Source organism: Flavobacterium jejuense (assembly GCF_006491595.2).
GTDB lineage: Bacteria > Bacteroidota > Bacteroidia > Flavobacteriales > Flavobacteriaceae > Flavobacterium > Flavobacterium jejuense.
On record NZ_VEVQ02000002.1, the window covers coordinates 98,359 to 114,471 of the forward strand.

Consider the following 16,113-nt stretch of genomic DNA (forward strand, 5'->3'; position numbering starts at 1 on the left):
TGTTCGTTGCAATCTTTATTATTTTTATACCACTATAGCAATAAGTTAGCGTGCACGTTATAAAAATAAAAAAGGATTTCCACTGCCATCAGGGCTAGGTTTAAACAATAAAAACAACCATACATAACTACACAACAATAACTACAAAATGCCAAAAGACAATTCTATTAAATCGGTTTTAATTATAGGTTCAGGTCCTATTGTAATTGGTCAAGCTTGCGAATTTGATTACGCAGGTTCACAATCTGCTCGTTCTCTTCGTGAGGAAGGTTTAGAAGTCATTCTTATCAACTCTAATCCTGCAACTATAATGACAGATCCATCAATGGCCGATCATGTTTATTTATTACCCTTAACCACAAAATCATTAATCCAAATACTAAAAGAACATCCACAAATAGATGCTGTTTTACCTACAATGGGTGGACAAACTGCTTTGAATTTGTGTATCGAAGCCGATGAAAAAGGAATTTGGGATGATTTTGGAGTAAAAATGATAGGAGTTGATGTTAACGCTATTAATATTACTGAAGATAGAGAAAAATTCAAACAACTTTTAGAAAAATTAGGTGTTGGAGCTGCACCAGCAAAAACGGCTACTTCTTTTTTACAAGGAAAAGAAATTGCTCAAGAATTTGGATTTCCATTAGTAATTCGTCCTTCATTTACACTTGGTGGAACTGGAGCAGCTTTTGTACATACTAAAGAAGAGTTTGACGAAAAACTAACCTACGGTTTAGAAATGTCTCCTATTCATGAAGTGCTAATTGACAAAGCACTTTTAGGATGGAAAGAATACGAATTAGAATTATTAAGAGATAAAAACGATAACGTAGTCATTATCTGTACCATCGAAAATATGGACCCTATGGGAATTCATACTGGAGATAGTATTACAGTGGCACCTGCGATGACTTTATCGGATAAAACGTATCAAAAGATGCGTGATATGGCTATCTTAATGATGCGTGCTATTGGTAATTTCGCAGGAGGATGTAACGTTCAGTTTGCAGTTTCTCCAGATGAAAAAGAAGATATTGTTGCCATCGAGATTAATCCTCGTGTGTCTCGTTCTTCTGCATTGGCTTCAAAAGCTACTGGTTATCCTATTGCAAAAATTGCTACTAAATTGGCTTTGGGTTACAACCTAGACGAATTACAAAATCAAATTACAAAATCGACTTCGGCTTTATTTGAACCAACATTAGATTATGTAATTGTAAAAATACCGCGTTGGAACTTCGATAAATTTGAAGGTTCTGACAGAACTTTGGGTTTACAAATGAAATCAGTAGGTGAAGTTATGGGAATTGGACGTTCGTTCCAAGAAGCGCTTCACAAAGCCACACAGTCATTGGAAATCAAAAGAAATGGATTAGGAGCAGACGGAAAAGGCTACAAAAACTACGAGCAAATCATCGAGAAATTGACTTTCGCGAGTTGGGACAGAGTTTTTGTAATCTATGATGCGATTGCGATGGGAATTCCTTTGAGTAGAATTCATGAAATTACTAGAATAGATATGTGGTTCTTGAAGCAATATGAAGAGTTGTTTATTTTGCAAAAAGAAATTGCTAACTTCACGGTAGATACTTTACCAAGAGAATTGTTATTAGAAGCCAAACAAAAAGGATATGGTGACCGACAAATTGCTCACATGATGGGTTGTTTGGAAAGTCAAGTCTATAAATTACGCCAGGAGCAAAAAATTAATAGAGTTTATAAGTTAGTAGATACTTGTGCTGCGGAATTCAAAGCATTGACGCCTTATTATTACTCTACTTTTGAAGCTGAAATTGAAAAAGCAGACGGAACACGTTATGTTCACAATGAAAGTATCGTTACTGATAAAAAGAAAGTAATTGTTTTAGGTTCTGGACCTAACCGAATTGGACAAGGAATCGAATTTGATTATTCTTGTGTGCATGGTGTTTTAGCAGCAAAAGAATGTGGTTACGAAACCATCATGATTAACTGTAACCCTGAAACCGTTTCAACTGATTTTGATACGGCTGATAAATTATACTTCGAACCGGTTTTTTGGGAACATATTTACGATATCATCCAACACGAAAAACCTGAAGGGGTTATTGTACAATTAGGTGGACAAACCGCTTTAAAATTAGCAGAAAAATTATCGAAGCATGGTGTAAAAATCATTGGAACTTCTTTTGAAGCTTTAGATTTAGCTGAAGATAGAGGTCGTTTCTCTGATTTGTTAACCGATTTGAAAATACCTTTCCCACAATTTGGAATTGCTGAAAGTGCGGAAGAAGCTTCACAATTAGCTGATAAACTAGACTTTCCATTATTAGTACGTCCTTCTTATGTATTAGGAGGTCAAGGGATGAAAATTGTGATTAACAAACAAGAACTAGAAGAACATGTAATTGATTTATTAAAATCGATTCCTGGGAATAAATTGCTTTTGGATCATTATTTAGATGGTGCCATAGAAGCAGAGGCAGATGCCATTTGTGATGCTGATGGCAATGTGTATATCATAGGAATTATGGAACACATTGAGCCTTGTGGTGTGCATTCTGGAGATAGTAATGCGACTTTACCTCCTTTCAACTTAGGAGAATTTGTAATGCAACAAATAAAAGACCACACGCATAAAATTGCAAGAGCGTTGAAAACTGTTGGTTTAATCAACATACAATTTGCGATTAAAGACGATACGGTTTACATTATTGAAGCGAACCCAAGAGCGTCTCGTACCGTTCCTTTCATAGCAAAAGCATACAAAGAGCCTTATGTGAATTACGCCACAAAAGTAATGTTGGGTCACAATAAAGTAACCGACTTTATGTTCAACCCACAATTAAAAGGCTACGCGATTAAGCAACCGGTATTCTCTTTTAGTAAGTTCAAAAACGTAAACAAGGCTTTAGGACCAGAAATGAAATCAACTGGAGAAAGCATTTTGTTTATAGACGACTTAAAAGACGACCAGTTCTACGAGTTGTATTCTAGAAGAAAAATGTATTTGAGTAAATAGTAGAAAGTAACCAAAAGAAATGTCTATATAAATGACTGACGAAATCTTATTGATTCCTGATAAAATAGATATTGAGCGTGATTCAGTTGCGGAAATTTGGAAAAATAATGGTGGTGAAATTAAACGGATTGGGAAATTTTGGGAACAACCTGATATTGATTTGACAAAAAGAATTACAATATATGGTATTGATACCTTTAGTTTAGTTTTAGCACAAATCGTGGGAGTAAAACTAGTTGAACCGAAAGATGAAATGATAGGTCAACTCGATTTTGATTGGATTAAAAGAAAAATTGATATTTTAAGAATTTATGACGTTAATGAATCTTTGTTTCCAGCTTTTATAAAACCAGTTAAACCTAAAACTTTTAAATCAAAAGTGTATGATGATTTTACTAGCTTTTTAAAAGAGGTAAACGGAATTGATCAAGCTGAAAAAATAATAAAGTCTAGTATAATTTCTATAGAAAGTGAAGTTAGAGCCTTTATTTTGAATGAAGAAATTCTTGATATGGCAATTTATGAAGGTAATTCTGATTTGATTTCAGCAAGAAAATTTTTAAACGATTTTTTAAAAATCTATTCTATTGATTTACCTAAAACTTATGTTGTTGATTTGGGTTATAATAAGGTTGATGGGTGGTTTATTATTGAGTTTAATTCTAGTTGGGGAGCAGGACTAAATTTATGTGATCCAAGTAAAATTATTGATGCAATTAGAGAAGCTACAATAAACTAGTAAATTTGGTTTAGAATCAGAATTGTATCTCTTGTTATACGTTTCTTTAATTAGATGAAATAGAAATCCCAATCGAGAGATTGGGATTTTTTTATGGTTTTTAAACTCATACTTAATACTAAGAATTTTTTAAGAGTTGCTATAGTTATTAGTTTTTATTCCGTCATAAAAATAATCTAGGATATAGTTATCAAATTCATCTAACATAGCATTTTTTTTAATTTCATTTTTATCCAAAGAATTAAAAATATCTATCACGCTGTGAATTGTTAATTCTTGATTATAAAAATTTATTATTCCTAATTTATGAATTTTTTTTGAAATCATTCTTGGTAATCCATATTCTTCAAGTTGAAAAACTACAGTCGGTAAAAAGGCGTGAGAAATGTAGGCAATAAATTTAGATATGTCATAATTTTTACCTTTAAGTAATTCTTTTTGAAGTACATTGACATCTTTTAAAAGAGACGCAAATTTAAAAGTTACATTTTTTTCAAGTTTAAAAAACTCATCAATACTAACATCGTATGGTTCTAAATCTTTTAATAATTCTGGAATTGATTTAAACCAATTATTACGTAAAATTTTAATGAATTCCACAAATGTATTATTTTTCGTTTCCCAGTTACCAGGCTGTAAATTGATTATTTTGTATAATGATTTATCCCATTGACTTCTATTTTTAGAATTTAAATAAGAAAGACCGTTCCAACTTTCAGGATTTATCGACATATCAATTGCAATAGATTTTATCAATTCTGAATTGCTAGATTGGAATACAGATTCATCTTTTAGTCTATTGTACACTTCTACACCAAGAATTCCTTCCATTTCATCTTTATAAAGGATTAGTTTTGCAACTTGTTCTTTAGTCAACAGTTTGTCATATTTTTGACTATCTAAATCTCCTAATATTTCTTCTGGAAATTCGATATTCAAAGCAGTTTGTGTATTCACAGGTGGTTTGTCTAATATGTAGACTTTACCAATGAAATGTTGAAACATTCTGCCACTTCTACCAATAATGTTTCTATATGTAAAATCATTTAAGTTTGAACTACCATTTTTATTCATCCAAATTATTACATTTTCTGCTGATGTGTTAACTCCTTCAATAATAGAAGATGTAGAAATTATATTGCTTATTCCTTTTTTATCTTCAAATAATTTAACTTGTATTTGACTTAAAGAGCGATGCAACCTGCCGTTGTGTATTCCAGTTCCTCTTTTTATAAGATTTGTTAAATTCCAATTGTAATCGTAATTCTTACCTAACCAATTTGCAAATTGGTCCAGTAGTATATTATTTTTTTCTGAATATGTAGTTAATATTAGATTAGATATGTTCTCTATATTTGTATATGTACCAGCATATATTAATGATTTTGTTTGTTTTTGGTTTAAAATATTAATTAAAAATTTGCTTTTTAACTCTATATTTTTATTTATTTCTTTATAAAGTTCATGTTTTTCCAAAAAAACTGTATTAAAGTCTAGTTGTATAAATTCCATATCTGCTGTAAATGGATTATCTTCTAAAGTTGATATGTTGGGAGCTAAAAAATATTTTTGTTTGGATTTACTGCCAATTTTTATAATTGCTTTAACTAGACTTGGGGATCTTACTTTATCAAATAAACTACTTGCTTTATAAAATTCATCAATAATCATTATATCAAAGAATTCAACTTTTTCCAAATAATTTATAGCTCTTTCTTGTGGAAAAATAAAAATGTTCTTTTCTGCAGGTTCTACTTCGGTTGTAGTAATGATTTTGTATTCGTTAGCGAATTTTTTATATAATCTCCTTCTAGTTTCATCTGTCAACGCAATTGTTGGAACAATTATTATTACATTTTTTGGTTTTTTGATTTTTATAAAAGCATCTATAACAAAACTTTTTCCAAAACTTGTTGGTGCGCTCACTGCTATGTTTTTGCCTTCTAAAAGTTTTTTCAATAAAAAAGATTGCTCGCGATGTAATGTAACAGGTTTTTCTTCTCCAATATTAACTTTGAAAATTTCATAAATATATCTTTCTTCCCAATTAGAAGTTTCTTGTTGTAAGTATGGAAATAAGCCAGTTTCTCTAATTAAATGATTTACTAACGGTGTGTATTCTAACTTTTGTGTTTTATGATAATCTAAGAGTTTAATTAGTTCTTCTCTTGCTTCATTATCTTTGTTAGAAATTAGTAAGTCGTTTATTTTATGACAATTATCAAATATTATATCTTCCATAATTAATTTCTATATACTTGTGCTTTCTCAATAAATTTATCAACTATTGGTTTTTTTTCAGGAACTGGAAAAAGAATGATATGAAACTTAATTTCTGAATATAAATCAACCTCGTTGCATTTATTTATTTGTCTTTTAAAGTATTCAGTTGCTCTTTCTTTATGATGATTTATTATCTGGGTTTTATATTCTTCTGTTAAATGAGTTGTTTCTTTTGTGATGCTACATTCATATAATAATAGGATTGGTATATTTAAAATTGGCTTTATTGAATCTATAGATTGTTCTTGTGAAAGAGATTGGATAATTTTTGCTCGTAATTCTGTAGAAATCTCTTCAAAATCATTTATATCTGAAAGATTGGTAATTAACATATTTTCTTTCTTTATTTTTCTCAATGTCAAAGAGTCTTTTACAGAATCAATGATTACATCTAATCTTGCATTTTCAATTGAATTATAAAATTTAGATTCGCCAAACCATAAGGAAAATTCATTTTCATTTTCAATTACAATGTGAACACTGTCAGCACCTTTTGCATTATCTTGTGTATTTTGTTTGTAGAAAATTTTTGGAATTATTGGTAAAGCATGATAATATTTTTTCATTATTCCATAAAGTAGAATTTCAGATATTTCACTTCCTCTACCAATATCATTTTCACTTTCTGAAAGCCTTAAATTTATTGCTGCTTCTGTTAATAATGAGTCTTCGCCTTCTATAGCCAATGAATTTCTTTCTCTATGATTTAATGCAGTTTCTTTTATGTTATTCCATATAAATTTTTGAAACTTATTATAGTTCCAAAAGCCATTTTCAAAAGTATTTATTAAACTAAGAACCTTTTTATTAGTAATTGGATTTAGATCTTTATCATTAGTGATAACTGAAAAAGCATCATTAATTAGAACTTCAAAATTTATCATGATTTATCTTATTCAATTTTATTTTAATAAAATGTCTTATTTAATAATTTGACTTTATTATTCTGTCAAATCTAACCTTTCCAATCCACTTCCACAATACGTATAAATACGTATTTTTCATGGTTTTTTGTACGTATTTATACGTAGTTTTTGTTTTTGAGGGGCTTATTTTGGTAAAAATAGGAAGACGGTTTTTGTGTTTTTTACGGGAAAACGTAATTTTTTAAAATAGTTTTTAAATAGACGCGTTCTCGATACACTGTTTCTAAAATTGCTGTTCGCTTTTTAAAAACAGCACTCGAACTGACGGTTTGAGAGATAAGTAGGTTTTCAATACATAATCCACGTCACTTCGAGTTTTTTCAATAGAATGCAATGGAATTGAAAAAGCCTGTTCGCCTCTGGAGGATATCGAGAAGTTTATGTTTAAAAATTGTTTTCAGAACTAGAATTTGACATTTTTTAATTTTATTACTAAAAATCTTGTCTACCAATTATAGTAATAATTTCTATAGTATCGGCTTTGATATTGTAATAAATAGTGTCAACTCCACAAACACAATAACGTTCTGCATTTTTATAATTTGAAACTACTGGAAATAGAAAAGGATTCGATGCAATTTTGCTAAAACAGTCAAATAACATCTCATAATATTTATTTGCTTGTAATAAGCCAAATCTTCCTAAACCATATTCAAAAATTCTTATAATATCTTCTTCTGCTTCAAAAGATAGCTTATAATTAAACATTTAAACGATTTTTTATTTCGGTTAAAAGTTCTTCTTTAGTTTTTGTGCTAAAACCACTTTTCAAACCACGATCAATTTTTGCTTGTACAAATTCGTGATAGTCTTCACGATCTCTTGCTTGTTTGATTAAATAATTAACAACTTCACTTTTGCTTGTGAATTCTTCTTTCGCTACTTGTTCTTTTAACCATTCATCATTTTGATTGGCTAATGTGATGCTTTGTCTTGACATAAGAAAATCATTTAGTGATGTAAATTTACACCAAATAAATTAAAAAATCAATTTCCCAGATAGATGTAAAAAAATATTTTTCCTTCAAATTGGACTTTTATAGCATTAAAAATGCTACAACATCCTTGCAATTCCATAATTTTGTAGTGTATTACATAATTCAATTTCCTAATCAAATATTATGAGCCATACATTTTCTGAAAGCAACCAAATTGGAAAAGTATCGAGTTTTGAGGAACTGGTACAAACGGATTTTGAGGGAGATAGAAATGCCTTGTGTTGGTACAGAAATTTGGAAGGTGATTTTAAAGAGATTGTAACCCAACTGCAATTAAAGGAGGATATAACAGAAGTGTATCCTGAAGATTTAGTAGCACTCCAACTATCGGAAAAGGGAAATGTAGCAAGAGCCATTATTTTAGAGGATTTTCAATTATTAGCGGATTACGGAGCTTCTCCAACGCTTAATTTACTGAAATGTTATGAACGAGATGATGTCTTTGATTTCATAACTACGGATGTGTATTCCTTTCATGTGGATCGTTCACCTGTTGCTACAGATACTTTTTTATGCACCTATTATGGAGCAACGAGTGAGATTATTGCTAATGTACAAGCGCAACAAAAAATTCTAATTCCAGAAATTAGAGCAAAGCTTAACGAGTTACATGATGGTCCAGCGGATGAATTTGAAGATTTTTTAACCGAAAATTATTTTGATTTGCATTATGAAGTCCAACCTAATGCAATTCCTATTTCTTTAGGAGTAGGGCATCTTTGTCGCCTCGCTGTAGATTATCCGGAACAGCAGGTGTTGCCTTGTATTCACAGAGCACCCGTAGAAAATGAAGGGGAATATCGTTTGTTGTTGATTTGTTAGAAAGAATTTTGGTGTGAAGTTTTTGTTTCCAGCAGACGAGTTCTCGATACATTTTTTATTCCATTGTATTCCATAAAAACAATCGAACTGACGGTTTGATGGTTATATATTTTGTTGGCATGAGCTATATCACTTCGAGTGGCCCCGAAGCTTTGGGAGTATCGAGAAGTTTTGTTTTTAATTACTAGGTTTTTGTTTTTTTCTGTAAAACAGAAAATTTTTATTTATACTTCTTAATTCCACATTTTATCATATAACTTTGGGCAAATCGCTTTCATGGTTTCTGGTTTTTCTTCTTCCCAAGTAAATTCAAAATCAGGATAATTACCTTCGTTAGTTTTAAAATCATCCGCTATGTAGTCGTATAGGTCTTTACCAGTTTTGTTTTCAAAAGCAGTTAAAGCTACGTACCAAAATCCTTCAAAATCATAATATTCTTCTTCTTCGATATATTCTGCAATCAGACTATCTGGATTTTCTTTAGCTTTGTAATACGTCTCTTTGCCTCGAGAGATAATCCAATTTCTAAAATATTCAAAACCATCATCAGAACAACCTCCATTCATGATATAACCAGCACACCACATTTCGGAATTATAAGTATCAAAAAGTAGTTTGTCAGTTCGTAACCTAAAACCAATTATTTCTTTAGGAGATAGTTTTTCGATTTCTTTTACCAAAACAATTTCTTGTTCTTCTTGAGTTTTACTCTTCTTAAGGGATATGTCAATAATACTCCAAAATAGCGCTTCATCTAATGGCTCACTAGTCTTTTCAATTTCTTGACTTTTATTAGAATTTCCTTTTCCGAAAAATTTGTCAAATAGTCCCATTTGATTCTTTTTTTTTTTGATGATGAATTACAAGTTTTAATTAAAAATGATGTTATAATTAGGTTCATTTTTAACTATTGATTTTTTTATTGTTACAGTCTTTATTCTTGCAAAGTTAACCTTTACATTCAACTTCAACAATATGTATTTATATTTACTTTTTGTTTTTGAGTTTTTTATTTGTGTGAAAAGAGGAAGATGTTTTTTTGTTTTTTACGGAGAAACTTATTTTTTTTTGTTATTTATCTATAACTTTTCAATCAAATCTATTAATTTATCTTTAGAAATAGGTTTAATGAGATAATCGGTAACTTCGTTAATGGATTTTGCTCGGGTAATGTCGTCCTGAGAAATAGAGGAGGAGCATATGTAAATAGTGATATTTTTCCCCATTTTAGGATTTAGTTTGGTGTACTCCTCAAGAAATTGCCAACCATTCATTATAGGCATACTAAGGTCTAAAAGAATAATTTCAGGTAGCACATCAAAGTTGTTTTTATTTTCTTTCAAAAAATTTAAAGCATCTACTCCATTACCAAAAACCCTAATTAAGCTTACAAGGTTGGTTTTTTCAATGGTTTTTTTAGTTAAGAAAACGAAAACATCATCGTCATCAATAAGTGTGAGGTTTTTTACATGTTTCATATAGTTTGTGTTTTAAATTCTATGAAAAAAATACTGCCTTTTTTGGGTTGGCTTTCAGCCCATATTTTTCCATTCATTGCTTCCACCTGTGTTTTTGTCATGAACAAACCAAATCCTTTTGCATCTGGATGTTTGTGAAATGTTTTACGAATTTTGAAAATCTGATCTTTATGTAGCACTAAGTCAATACCTAATCCATTATCAGCTACCGATAATACTACACTATTTAGCTCTTTTTTTGTTTTTATTGTAATTACAGGTTTCCTATTTGGCGATTTATATTTAAGGGCATTGCTTATTAAATTGGATAAAATACTTTCGATATTTTTTTGAGGAAAATAAATTGTTGATGCTTGTTGTAAATCGATTTGAATAGTTGCATCGTACTCTTGAATTTGGGTTTCAAAACCTCTCAAAACCTTTTCTAAACAATCTTTTAAAATGATATGGTCTGCTTTTATTTCAGTGTCTTGTTTTATTTGTATCGATTCTACTAATTCATTGAAAACATCCATTAAATGATTTACTACAGGTTTAATTTTTGTTAGCACTTCCATACGTTCCTGTTCCTCTTCACTTTGTTCTACATAATCTACTAACATAGAAATATTGATTAATGGTGCTCTTAAATTATGGGAAACAATATTGCAGAAATCTACCAATTGGGTGTTTTTTAATTCTAATATTTGAGCATGTTCAATTGCTTTGGCATTATTTAACTTGATTTGTTCTTCTCCTTCTTTTCTTTCTGTAATATCGGAACGAATGGCGACATATTGATAGGGTTTATTTTCTTGGTTTAAAAAAGGAACAATCGTAGTGTCTACCCAATAAGTAGAACCGTCTTTTGCTCTGTTTTTTAGTTCACCTTTCCATACTTTGCCATTTGCAATAGTTTTCCAAAGTTCTTTAATAAATTCTTTTGAATGATACCCTGAGTTTATAATGCGATGGTCTTGCCCAATTAATTCTTGGGTAGAATATTTGGATATTTTACAAAAGTTATCATTTACATGTGTAATGAATCCTTTTTGGTTTGTAATGGCAACAATAGCCGATTCGTCAAGTGCATATTTATAATCAGAAATCTCTTTTAAAATCTTTTTAAGTTCTTCTTCACCTTCTTTTCTTTCTGTAATATCGGATCGAATGGCAATATATTGATAAGGTTTACCTATTTGATTTAAAAAAGGAACAATTGTAGTGTCTACCCAATAAGTAGAACCGTCTTTTGCTCTATTTTTCAGCTCACCTTTCCATACTTTACCATTTGCAATAGTTTTCCAAAGTTCTTTAATAAATTCTTTTGAATGATACCCTGAGTTTATAATGCGATGGTCTTGCCCAATTAGTTCTTTAGAAGAATACTTTGATATTTTACAAAAGTTATCATTTACATGTGTAATAACTCCTTTTTGATTTGTAATGGCTACAATAGCCGATTCGTCAAGTGCATATTTATAATCAGAAATCTCTTTTAAAATCTTTTTAAGTTCTTCTTCACCTTTTTTTCTATCTGTAATATCGGATCGAATGGCGACATATTGATAAGGTTTGTTTTGTGAATTTAGAAAAGGGACTATTGTGGTGTCAACCCAATAAATTGTTCCATCTTTCGCTTTATTTTTTAATTCTCCTTTCCATACTTTGCCATTAGCAATAGTAGTCCAAAGTTCCTTAATAAATTCTTTCGAGTGATGTCCTGAATTTATAATGCGATGATCTTGTCCAATTAGTTCTTCTGCAGTATATTTTGATATATTACAAAAGTTATCATTTACATAGCTAATGATTCCTTTTTGGTTGGTAATAGCAATAATTGACGATTCATCGAGGGCATACTTATAGTCTGCTATTTTCTCCATGTCAATTATATTTAGCATTAATTAATTTACTGGTCAGCTAAAATTATTTATAGTATTCCTTTTTAGCTGAATCATTAGCCCTAATTTTTTGCTTTAGTCAGTTAAGTAAATTTAAGACAAAAGATTACAAGAACAAAGCTCATTTTGCATTTTTGAAGAAAATTCTTAACAAATCTAATTCTAGTAGCGAAGAACAGTAGGAATATTTTTTATAGGGAATGTAATTTTTTGAAATTATGCCTCTGAAGTAGTGTGGTTCTCAATACATGTTTATTTGAGTGTATACTGACTGTATAAAGAAGTTTTTGCTTTAGGTAGTTAAAAAAATACAAATTTAAATATTGACTTTTTTGTGGCAATCTAATTTTTTTATTTTGGATTGCCACAAAAGTGTGGTGTTTTTAAAAAAAAAATTTAGATTGCCACAAAAATGTAGTAAATTGATTTTTTTTCAGTTTACCACAACTAATAAGTTTCATTTAGTAAAATAATAAAAGATGAAAAAGCGATCGGTTTTCAACAAAAAACTATTAATTACATATGACGAAATGGCTATGTTGTTACAGACTACCAGAACACAATGGTCTATGTTTCAAATCAGACAACGCAGTTTACCAGACAAATCTATGGATAGACTTGTAGCACTTGTAATTTTGTCCAACTCAATTTCAGTTGATAGTAGTAGTAAAAAAGAAGAGGTTCTCAAACAAGAGGCAACTAAAAAGAAGTTGTTGGAAGTCGATTTAAAAGAGGTATTATACAAACAAAAAAAGTTTGAAAGAAAATTGAATCAATCAAAAGAAAAGTATGAAGCCGCTATGAATACTTTAGACTTTGTAGAAGTAGTGCAAACCCAAAAAGAAAATGATTATTTTGAAGCTGGTGCATTAGGTATCATTAAAACGAATGCCATAAGAACTTTAAAAACACATAGCTTGCTTAAGCTAACTCAATTAGAAATAAAACTAGCGTCTTTACAACTAGAGAAAGAATTGATTGAAAAAGCTATAGAATAGTTTAATCCACTGAATGAACAAAATGATTAAAGATTTTTACAATTTCATCTGCATCTTTAACATCAGTAAATGTAAGACAATCAAAAGCATAATCTAATTTATTATCTTTAGTTCCTTCAATTGTTAAGGGTCTAGAATGTAAGATGGCAACAAGATTTTTATTTTTAAAGACAAGTCCAATTCGCATCATTGGAGAGGGATCATCTATCCAGTTTTCATAATTGTAATAAACTGTCATTCCTTCAAATTGAGTTTCTTTTTCTAATTTAAAGTTGGTTATAAAACTTTTAAAGTCCTCTAAATTTCTTTTGTTCTTTTGCTTTTTGAAAAGATCCATTAAAATATTTTCAATGATGGAATGGGCTTTTATGTTTTCTTTATGAGTATAACCAATTAACCCCATAGATAACTCAACGTCTTTTTTAGTTTCTCCAACGATTTGACCATCTACTATGATTTTAACTCCTTTTTTTAAGTGGTCGTTTTCAAAATCAGATTTAGGATTTGTTGGTAGTATACCAATTTTATTCCAGTCATTTTCTTTAGGTGTACTTTCTACAAAAGTATTATCATATAGTGTGAAAAGAACTTCACCATCAATGGTATCTCTAACATTAGCTGGGCCATCGATTCTTTCACCAATGATTGGTTCTGTTTCTTTTGGAGTTGTTATTTCTTCTTTAAGATTAGTATTTTCTTTTTCTTGTTCCTCTTCTTGTTTCTTTTCTGAGAGACAAGAAATAAAGCAAAAAACCATTAAAATAAGGCTGTATTTTTTCATTTTTATTTCCATTTTTATATTATTCGACTACTTTAAATTCTGTATCTGTCCAAATTTCTTGACTTACTTCACAGTACGCACAAACTTTAATTAGGTTTGTAATTGTATCTAACGCACCAATATTCTTAATAATCATTCTACTGTCTTTCTTGAATTTTGAACCAAGAGATGTACCATAACCACCATATATTTTTCCGGTTTTTCTGTCAACAAGAACTCCACTTTGACAAGGTGAACCACAACCCCAAGTAATTAAAGTATAATGTCCGGCAAAGTTGATACCATTAGCACACTCTTTTTTTATGTTTGTTTTAAATCTTTTAGCTTGTAAATTAGTTGAAAAATCGGGTTCGGATAACTTTCCTTTATAAATTGCTACTTTATAATCTTCAAAAAAAGTTTTTGGATTGTTTTTTCTATATATCTCAACTTCATTAAAACTAATTTTCTCTGCTATTATTACATCATCTCGATAACCAATTAAAACTTCATAAGTTGGAAAATCGTCAATTTTATCTTTTTGTACGACTTTTACTTTAGTTGTTTTCTTGCCAAGAATTAAATAGTCATTTGTGTTTAATAAAGTATCAAGCTGATTCTCGTTTCTTCCAATTTTATTTATAACAGGATCTCTACTTTCATTTTTACAAGAAAAATAGATTAATAAAACCAGTAAAATAGATAAGTGATTTCGTTTATCTCTCATGATGTAAAATAGTGATTACTAGATTTTTTAGATTCCTAATGTTATTAAGTGTTTTACGTTATGATAGGTTAGCGTAGCTTTGATACATTCTTTTAATGCATTTTTAGGAATTTTTTGATTGGTTTGAAAGAGGATTGCTCGGTTTCCTTCATATTCAAATTTAGTTCCGAAAACCAGTCTAAATGTTGTAACTAGCCTACTTGAACATTGAAAATAAATAGCATATTGATTAGGTGTTTTTTCTTTCCAATCCATTCGTAAAGTACTTCCTTTTTTGGTAATAAAACTAGGTTCTCCCCATTTTAAGGTTTCTTCTATATGGGAAATTTCTTCAATCTCTTCAGCAGTTTCAATTACTAATTCTCGAAGCTGTTGCATTTTCTCCTTTACAAAGTAGGGATAATTAGCAAAGACCGCATCTACTTTTGGGTTTGTTGTTACCTTCAATTCTCCCATTCCATTGTTTTTTTACTAAATTAAGAATTATTTAGTTGTTTAAAGAGGTATTGCTTTTAGTTTAATCGTTTAATCCTTTTCCTTCAAGAATTTTTGGAATGCATTTTTGTACTCTAGATTCACGAGTTTTTGATTGTTTGGCTTGTGAAAAATATAACAAATAGCCTCTTTGTCTTCTAGGTGTAAGTGACTGAAATGCTGTTTTAAGGTTGGAATCATCTTCTAAAACTTTTTTGAATTCATCGACCATGGTAAATTCATCAGTCTTTTTCATTTTTACTTCTAAACCTGCTTTTTCAACTTCAATTGCTTCATAAATATAAGCTTTAATGGTTTGTTCTAAATCAATTATTTCCTGTAAGTTGGTAAAACGAATTTGACGAGCTGATTGAACATTTTCGGTTTGCTGAATTAAAATAGTATCAGTGTCTTTTAATAACGCACCTTTATGGATTAGAAGAGCACAGTAATCCTTAAATTCATGAATTAAAACAATATTTTTACCTTGATAAGTATAACAAGGATGCATCCATTTAAATTCTTCAGTTAGTAAGCAATCCAAACAAATTTTTCTTAATAATGTCATTTCATCTTTCCAGTTTTTGGCTCTGTTCAAAAACCTATCAATAAGTTTCGAATTCATGTTTATGTTGTTTATTGAAATTCATATTTGTCTCTCAAAATTAGTTTTTTTTAATTACGTAACTAAGAATTTCAAATTAAAAAGGGGTGAATTTTATTTTATAAATGGTTGAATAGGAAATAATTTACTGATAAATAGTCAATTAAACTACTGAAACTACCTAAAAACGGATTTTTTTAGACTATTCCTAAACTAGTTGATAGCATGCCGTAATCTTAAATAAAATTTTAAAAGGAGTCTATGAATTAGTAGTATTACTTGAATTGTAAATCCTCTAGTTGTAATTTTATGGTGAACTAAAATAAATAGTATTTCATAATTTAAAAACTTATTTTATGTGTAATTGTTATTTTTTTAGCTTTAAAATGTTATTTTGATTAAAAAATATCTAAAATT

Annotated in this window: 15 protein-coding genes; 4 read left to right on the top strand and 11 right to left on the bottom strand. The window is 29.7% G+C overall.

Annotated features, from left to right (window positions below; genetic code table 11):
* Nucleotides 1-148 precede the first annotated feature (148 nt).
* Both carB and FIA58_RS03255 read left to right on the top strand, forming a co-directional pair.
* Nucleotides 149-3,004 (top strand): carbamoyl-phosphate synthase large subunit, encoded by a 2,856-nt coding sequence (gene carB / locus FIA58_RS03250; protein ID WP_140960001.1) that lies wholly within the window; start codon nucleotides 149-151, stop codon nucleotides 3,002-3,004.
* A gap of 31 nt (nucleotides 3,005-3,035) precedes the next feature.
* Nucleotides 3,036-3,743 (top strand): ATP-grasp domain-containing protein, encoded by a 708-nt coding sequence (locus tag FIA58_RS03255; RefSeq protein ID WP_140960003.1) that lies wholly within the window; start codon nucleotides 3,036-3,038, stop codon nucleotides 3,741-3,743.
* A 129-nt stretch (nucleotides 3,744-3,872) separates the two neighbouring features.
* Here FIA58_RS03255 and FIA58_RS03260 read toward each other — a convergent pair whose 3' ends face one another.
* From FIA58_RS03260 to FIA58_RS03275, 4 genes are all read right to left on the bottom strand, one after another.
* Complete coding sequence (locus FIA58_RS03260) at nucleotides 3,873-5,984, bottom strand: DEAD/DEAH box helicase (protein ID WP_140960005.1); 2,112 nt, start codon at nucleotides 5,982-5,984, stop codon at nucleotides 3,873-3,875.
* Nucleotides 5,985-5,986: 2 nt separating this feature from the next.
* Nucleotides 5,987-6,910, bottom strand: coding sequence for a HamA C-terminal domain-containing protein (locus FIA58_RS03265; RefSeq protein WP_165928843.1), 924 nt, complete (start codon nucleotides 6,908-6,910; stop codon nucleotides 5,987-5,989).
* Between the two features lie 474 nt (nucleotides 6,911-7,384).
* On the bottom strand, nucleotides 7,385-7,660 hold the full coding sequence (locus FIA58_RS03270; RefSeq protein WP_140960007.1) for a type II toxin-antitoxin system RelE/ParE family toxin: 276 nt from the start codon (nucleotides 7,658-7,660) through the stop codon (nucleotides 7,385-7,387).
* The gene (locus tag FIA58_RS03275) at nucleotides 7,653-7,892 is read right to left on the bottom strand and encodes a ribbon-helix-helix domain-containing protein (RefSeq protein ID WP_140960009.1); all 240 of its coding nucleotides are present in this window, start codon (nucleotides 7,890-7,892) and stop codon (nucleotides 7,653-7,655) included. Before FIA58_RS03275 ends, FIA58_RS03270 begins: the two co-directional genes overlap by 8 nt.
* A gap of 181 nt (nucleotides 7,893-8,073) precedes the next feature.
* On the opposite strand from FIA58_RS03275, the gene FIA58_RS03280 reads away from it, so the two are divergent.
* Nucleotides 8,074-8,772, top strand: a complete 699-nt coding sequence (locus tag FIA58_RS03280) for a DUF1826 domain-containing protein (RefSeq protein ID WP_140960011.1) — start codon at nucleotides 8,074-8,076, stop codon at nucleotides 8,770-8,772.
* A gap of 233 nt (nucleotides 8,773-9,005) precedes the next feature.
* Here the strand turns inward: FIA58_RS03280 and FIA58_RS03285 are convergent, their stop codons facing one another.
* From FIA58_RS03285 to FIA58_RS03295, 3 genes are all read right to left on the bottom strand, one after another.
* Nucleotides 9,006-9,605 carry a DUF4240 domain-containing protein gene (locus tag FIA58_RS03285; RefSeq protein ID WP_140960013.1) on the bottom strand — a complete coding sequence of 200 codons (600 nt, stop codon included), beginning with the start codon at nucleotides 9,603-9,605 and terminating at the stop codon, nucleotides 9,006-9,008.
* A 246-nt stretch (nucleotides 9,606-9,851) separates the two neighbouring features.
* Entirely contained in the window at nucleotides 9,852-10,250 is a 399-nt protein-coding gene (locus FIA58_RS03290) for a response regulator (RefSeq protein WP_140960015.1), read from the bottom strand.
* Nucleotides 10,247-12,115 (bottom strand): PAS domain-containing sensor histidine kinase, encoded by a 1,869-nt coding sequence (locus FIA58_RS03295; RefSeq protein WP_208022746.1) that lies wholly within the window; start codon nucleotides 12,113-12,115, stop codon nucleotides 10,247-10,249. The genes FIA58_RS03290 and FIA58_RS03295 overlap by 4 nt, the downstream gene beginning before the upstream one ends.
* Before the next feature lie 497 nt (nucleotides 12,116-12,612).
* On the opposite strand from FIA58_RS03295, the gene FIA58_RS03300 reads away from it, so the two are divergent.
* Nucleotides 12,613-13,131 (top strand): hypothetical protein, encoded by a 519-nt coding sequence (locus tag FIA58_RS03300; RefSeq protein ID WP_140960019.1) that lies wholly within the window; start codon nucleotides 12,613-12,615, stop codon nucleotides 13,129-13,131.
* Nucleotide 13,132: 1 nt separating this feature from the next.
* Here the strand turns inward: FIA58_RS03300 and FIA58_RS03305 are convergent, their stop codons facing one another.
* The 4 genes from FIA58_RS03305 to FIA58_RS03320 form a co-directional block, all read right to left on the bottom strand.
* Nucleotides 13,133-13,912, bottom strand: coding sequence for a hypothetical protein (locus FIA58_RS03305; protein ID WP_140960021.1), 780 nt, complete (start codon nucleotides 13,910-13,912; stop codon nucleotides 13,133-13,135).
* A 19-nt stretch (nucleotides 13,913-13,931) separates the two neighbouring features.
* The gene (locus FIA58_RS03310; RefSeq protein WP_140960023.1) at nucleotides 13,932-14,618 is read right to left on the bottom strand and encodes a hypothetical protein; all 687 of its coding nucleotides are present in this window, start codon (nucleotides 14,616-14,618) and stop codon (nucleotides 13,932-13,934) included.
* Nucleotides 14,619-14,645: 27 nt separating this feature from the next.
* Nucleotides 14,646-15,074: a DUF1801 domain-containing protein gene (locus FIA58_RS03315; protein ID WP_140960025.1), complete on the bottom strand. Its 429-nt coding sequence runs from the start codon at nucleotides 15,072-15,074 to the stop codon at nucleotides 14,646-14,648.
* A 61-nt stretch (nucleotides 15,075-15,135) separates the two neighbouring features.
* Entirely contained in the window at nucleotides 15,136-15,717 is a 582-nt protein-coding gene (locus tag FIA58_RS03320) for a YdeI/OmpD-associated family protein (RefSeq protein WP_208022747.1), read from the bottom strand.
* Between the last annotated feature and the right edge of the window lie 396 nt (nucleotides 15,718-16,113).

Bases quoted from the DNA above. Each gene is read 5' to 3' on its own strand.
- carB (WP_140960001.1), top strand. From the start codon at position 149: ATGCCAAAAGACAATTCTATTAAATCGGTTTTAATTATAGGTTCAGGT.
- FIA58_RS03255 (WP_140960003.1), top strand. From the start codon at position 3,036: ATGACTGACGAAATCTTATTGATTCCTGATAAAATAGATATTGAGCGT.
- FIA58_RS03260 (WP_140960005.1), bottom strand. From the start codon at position 5,984: ATGGAAGATATAATATTTGATAATTGTCATAAAATAAACGACTTACTA.
- FIA58_RS03265 (WP_165928843.1), bottom strand. From the start codon at position 6,910: ATGATAAATTTTGAAGTTCTAATTAATGATGCTTTTTCAGTTATCACT.
- FIA58_RS03270 (WP_140960007.1), bottom strand. From the start codon at position 7,660: ATGTTTAATTATAAGCTATCTTTTGAAGCAGAAGAAGATATTATAAGA.
- FIA58_RS03275 (WP_140960009.1), bottom strand. From the start codon at position 7,892: ATGTCAAGACAAAGCATCACATTAGCCAATCAAAATGATGAATGGTTA.
- FIA58_RS03280 (WP_140960011.1), top strand. From the start codon at position 8,074: ATGAGCCATACATTTTCTGAAAGCAACCAAATTGGAAAAGTATCGAGT.
- FIA58_RS03285 (WP_140960013.1), bottom strand. From the start codon at position 9,605: ATGGGACTATTTGACAAATTTTTCGGAAAAGGAAATTCTAATAAAAGT.
- FIA58_RS03290 (WP_140960015.1), bottom strand. From the start codon at position 10,250: ATGAAACATGTAAAAAACCTCACACTTATTGATGACGATGATGTTTTC.
- FIA58_RS03295 (WP_208022746.1), bottom strand. From the start codon at position 12,115: ATGGAGAAAATAGCAGACTATAAGTATGCCCTCGATGAATCGTCAATT.
- FIA58_RS03300 (WP_140960019.1), top strand. From the start codon at position 12,613: ATGAAAAAGCGATCGGTTTTCAACAAAAAACTATTAATTACATATGAC.
- FIA58_RS03305 (WP_140960021.1), bottom strand. From the start codon at position 13,912: ATGAAAAAATACAGCCTTATTTTAATGGTTTTTTGCTTTATTTCTTGT.
- FIA58_RS03310 (WP_140960023.1), bottom strand. From the start codon at position 14,618: ATGAGAGATAAACGAAATCACTTATCTATTTTACTGGTTTTATTAATC.
- FIA58_RS03315 (WP_140960025.1), bottom strand. From the start codon at position 15,074: ATGGGAGAATTGAAGGTAACAACAAACCCAAAAGTAGATGCGGTCTTT.
- FIA58_RS03320 (WP_208022747.1), bottom strand. From the start codon at position 15,717: ATGAATTCGAAACTTATTGATAGGTTTTTGAACAGAGCCAAAAACTGG.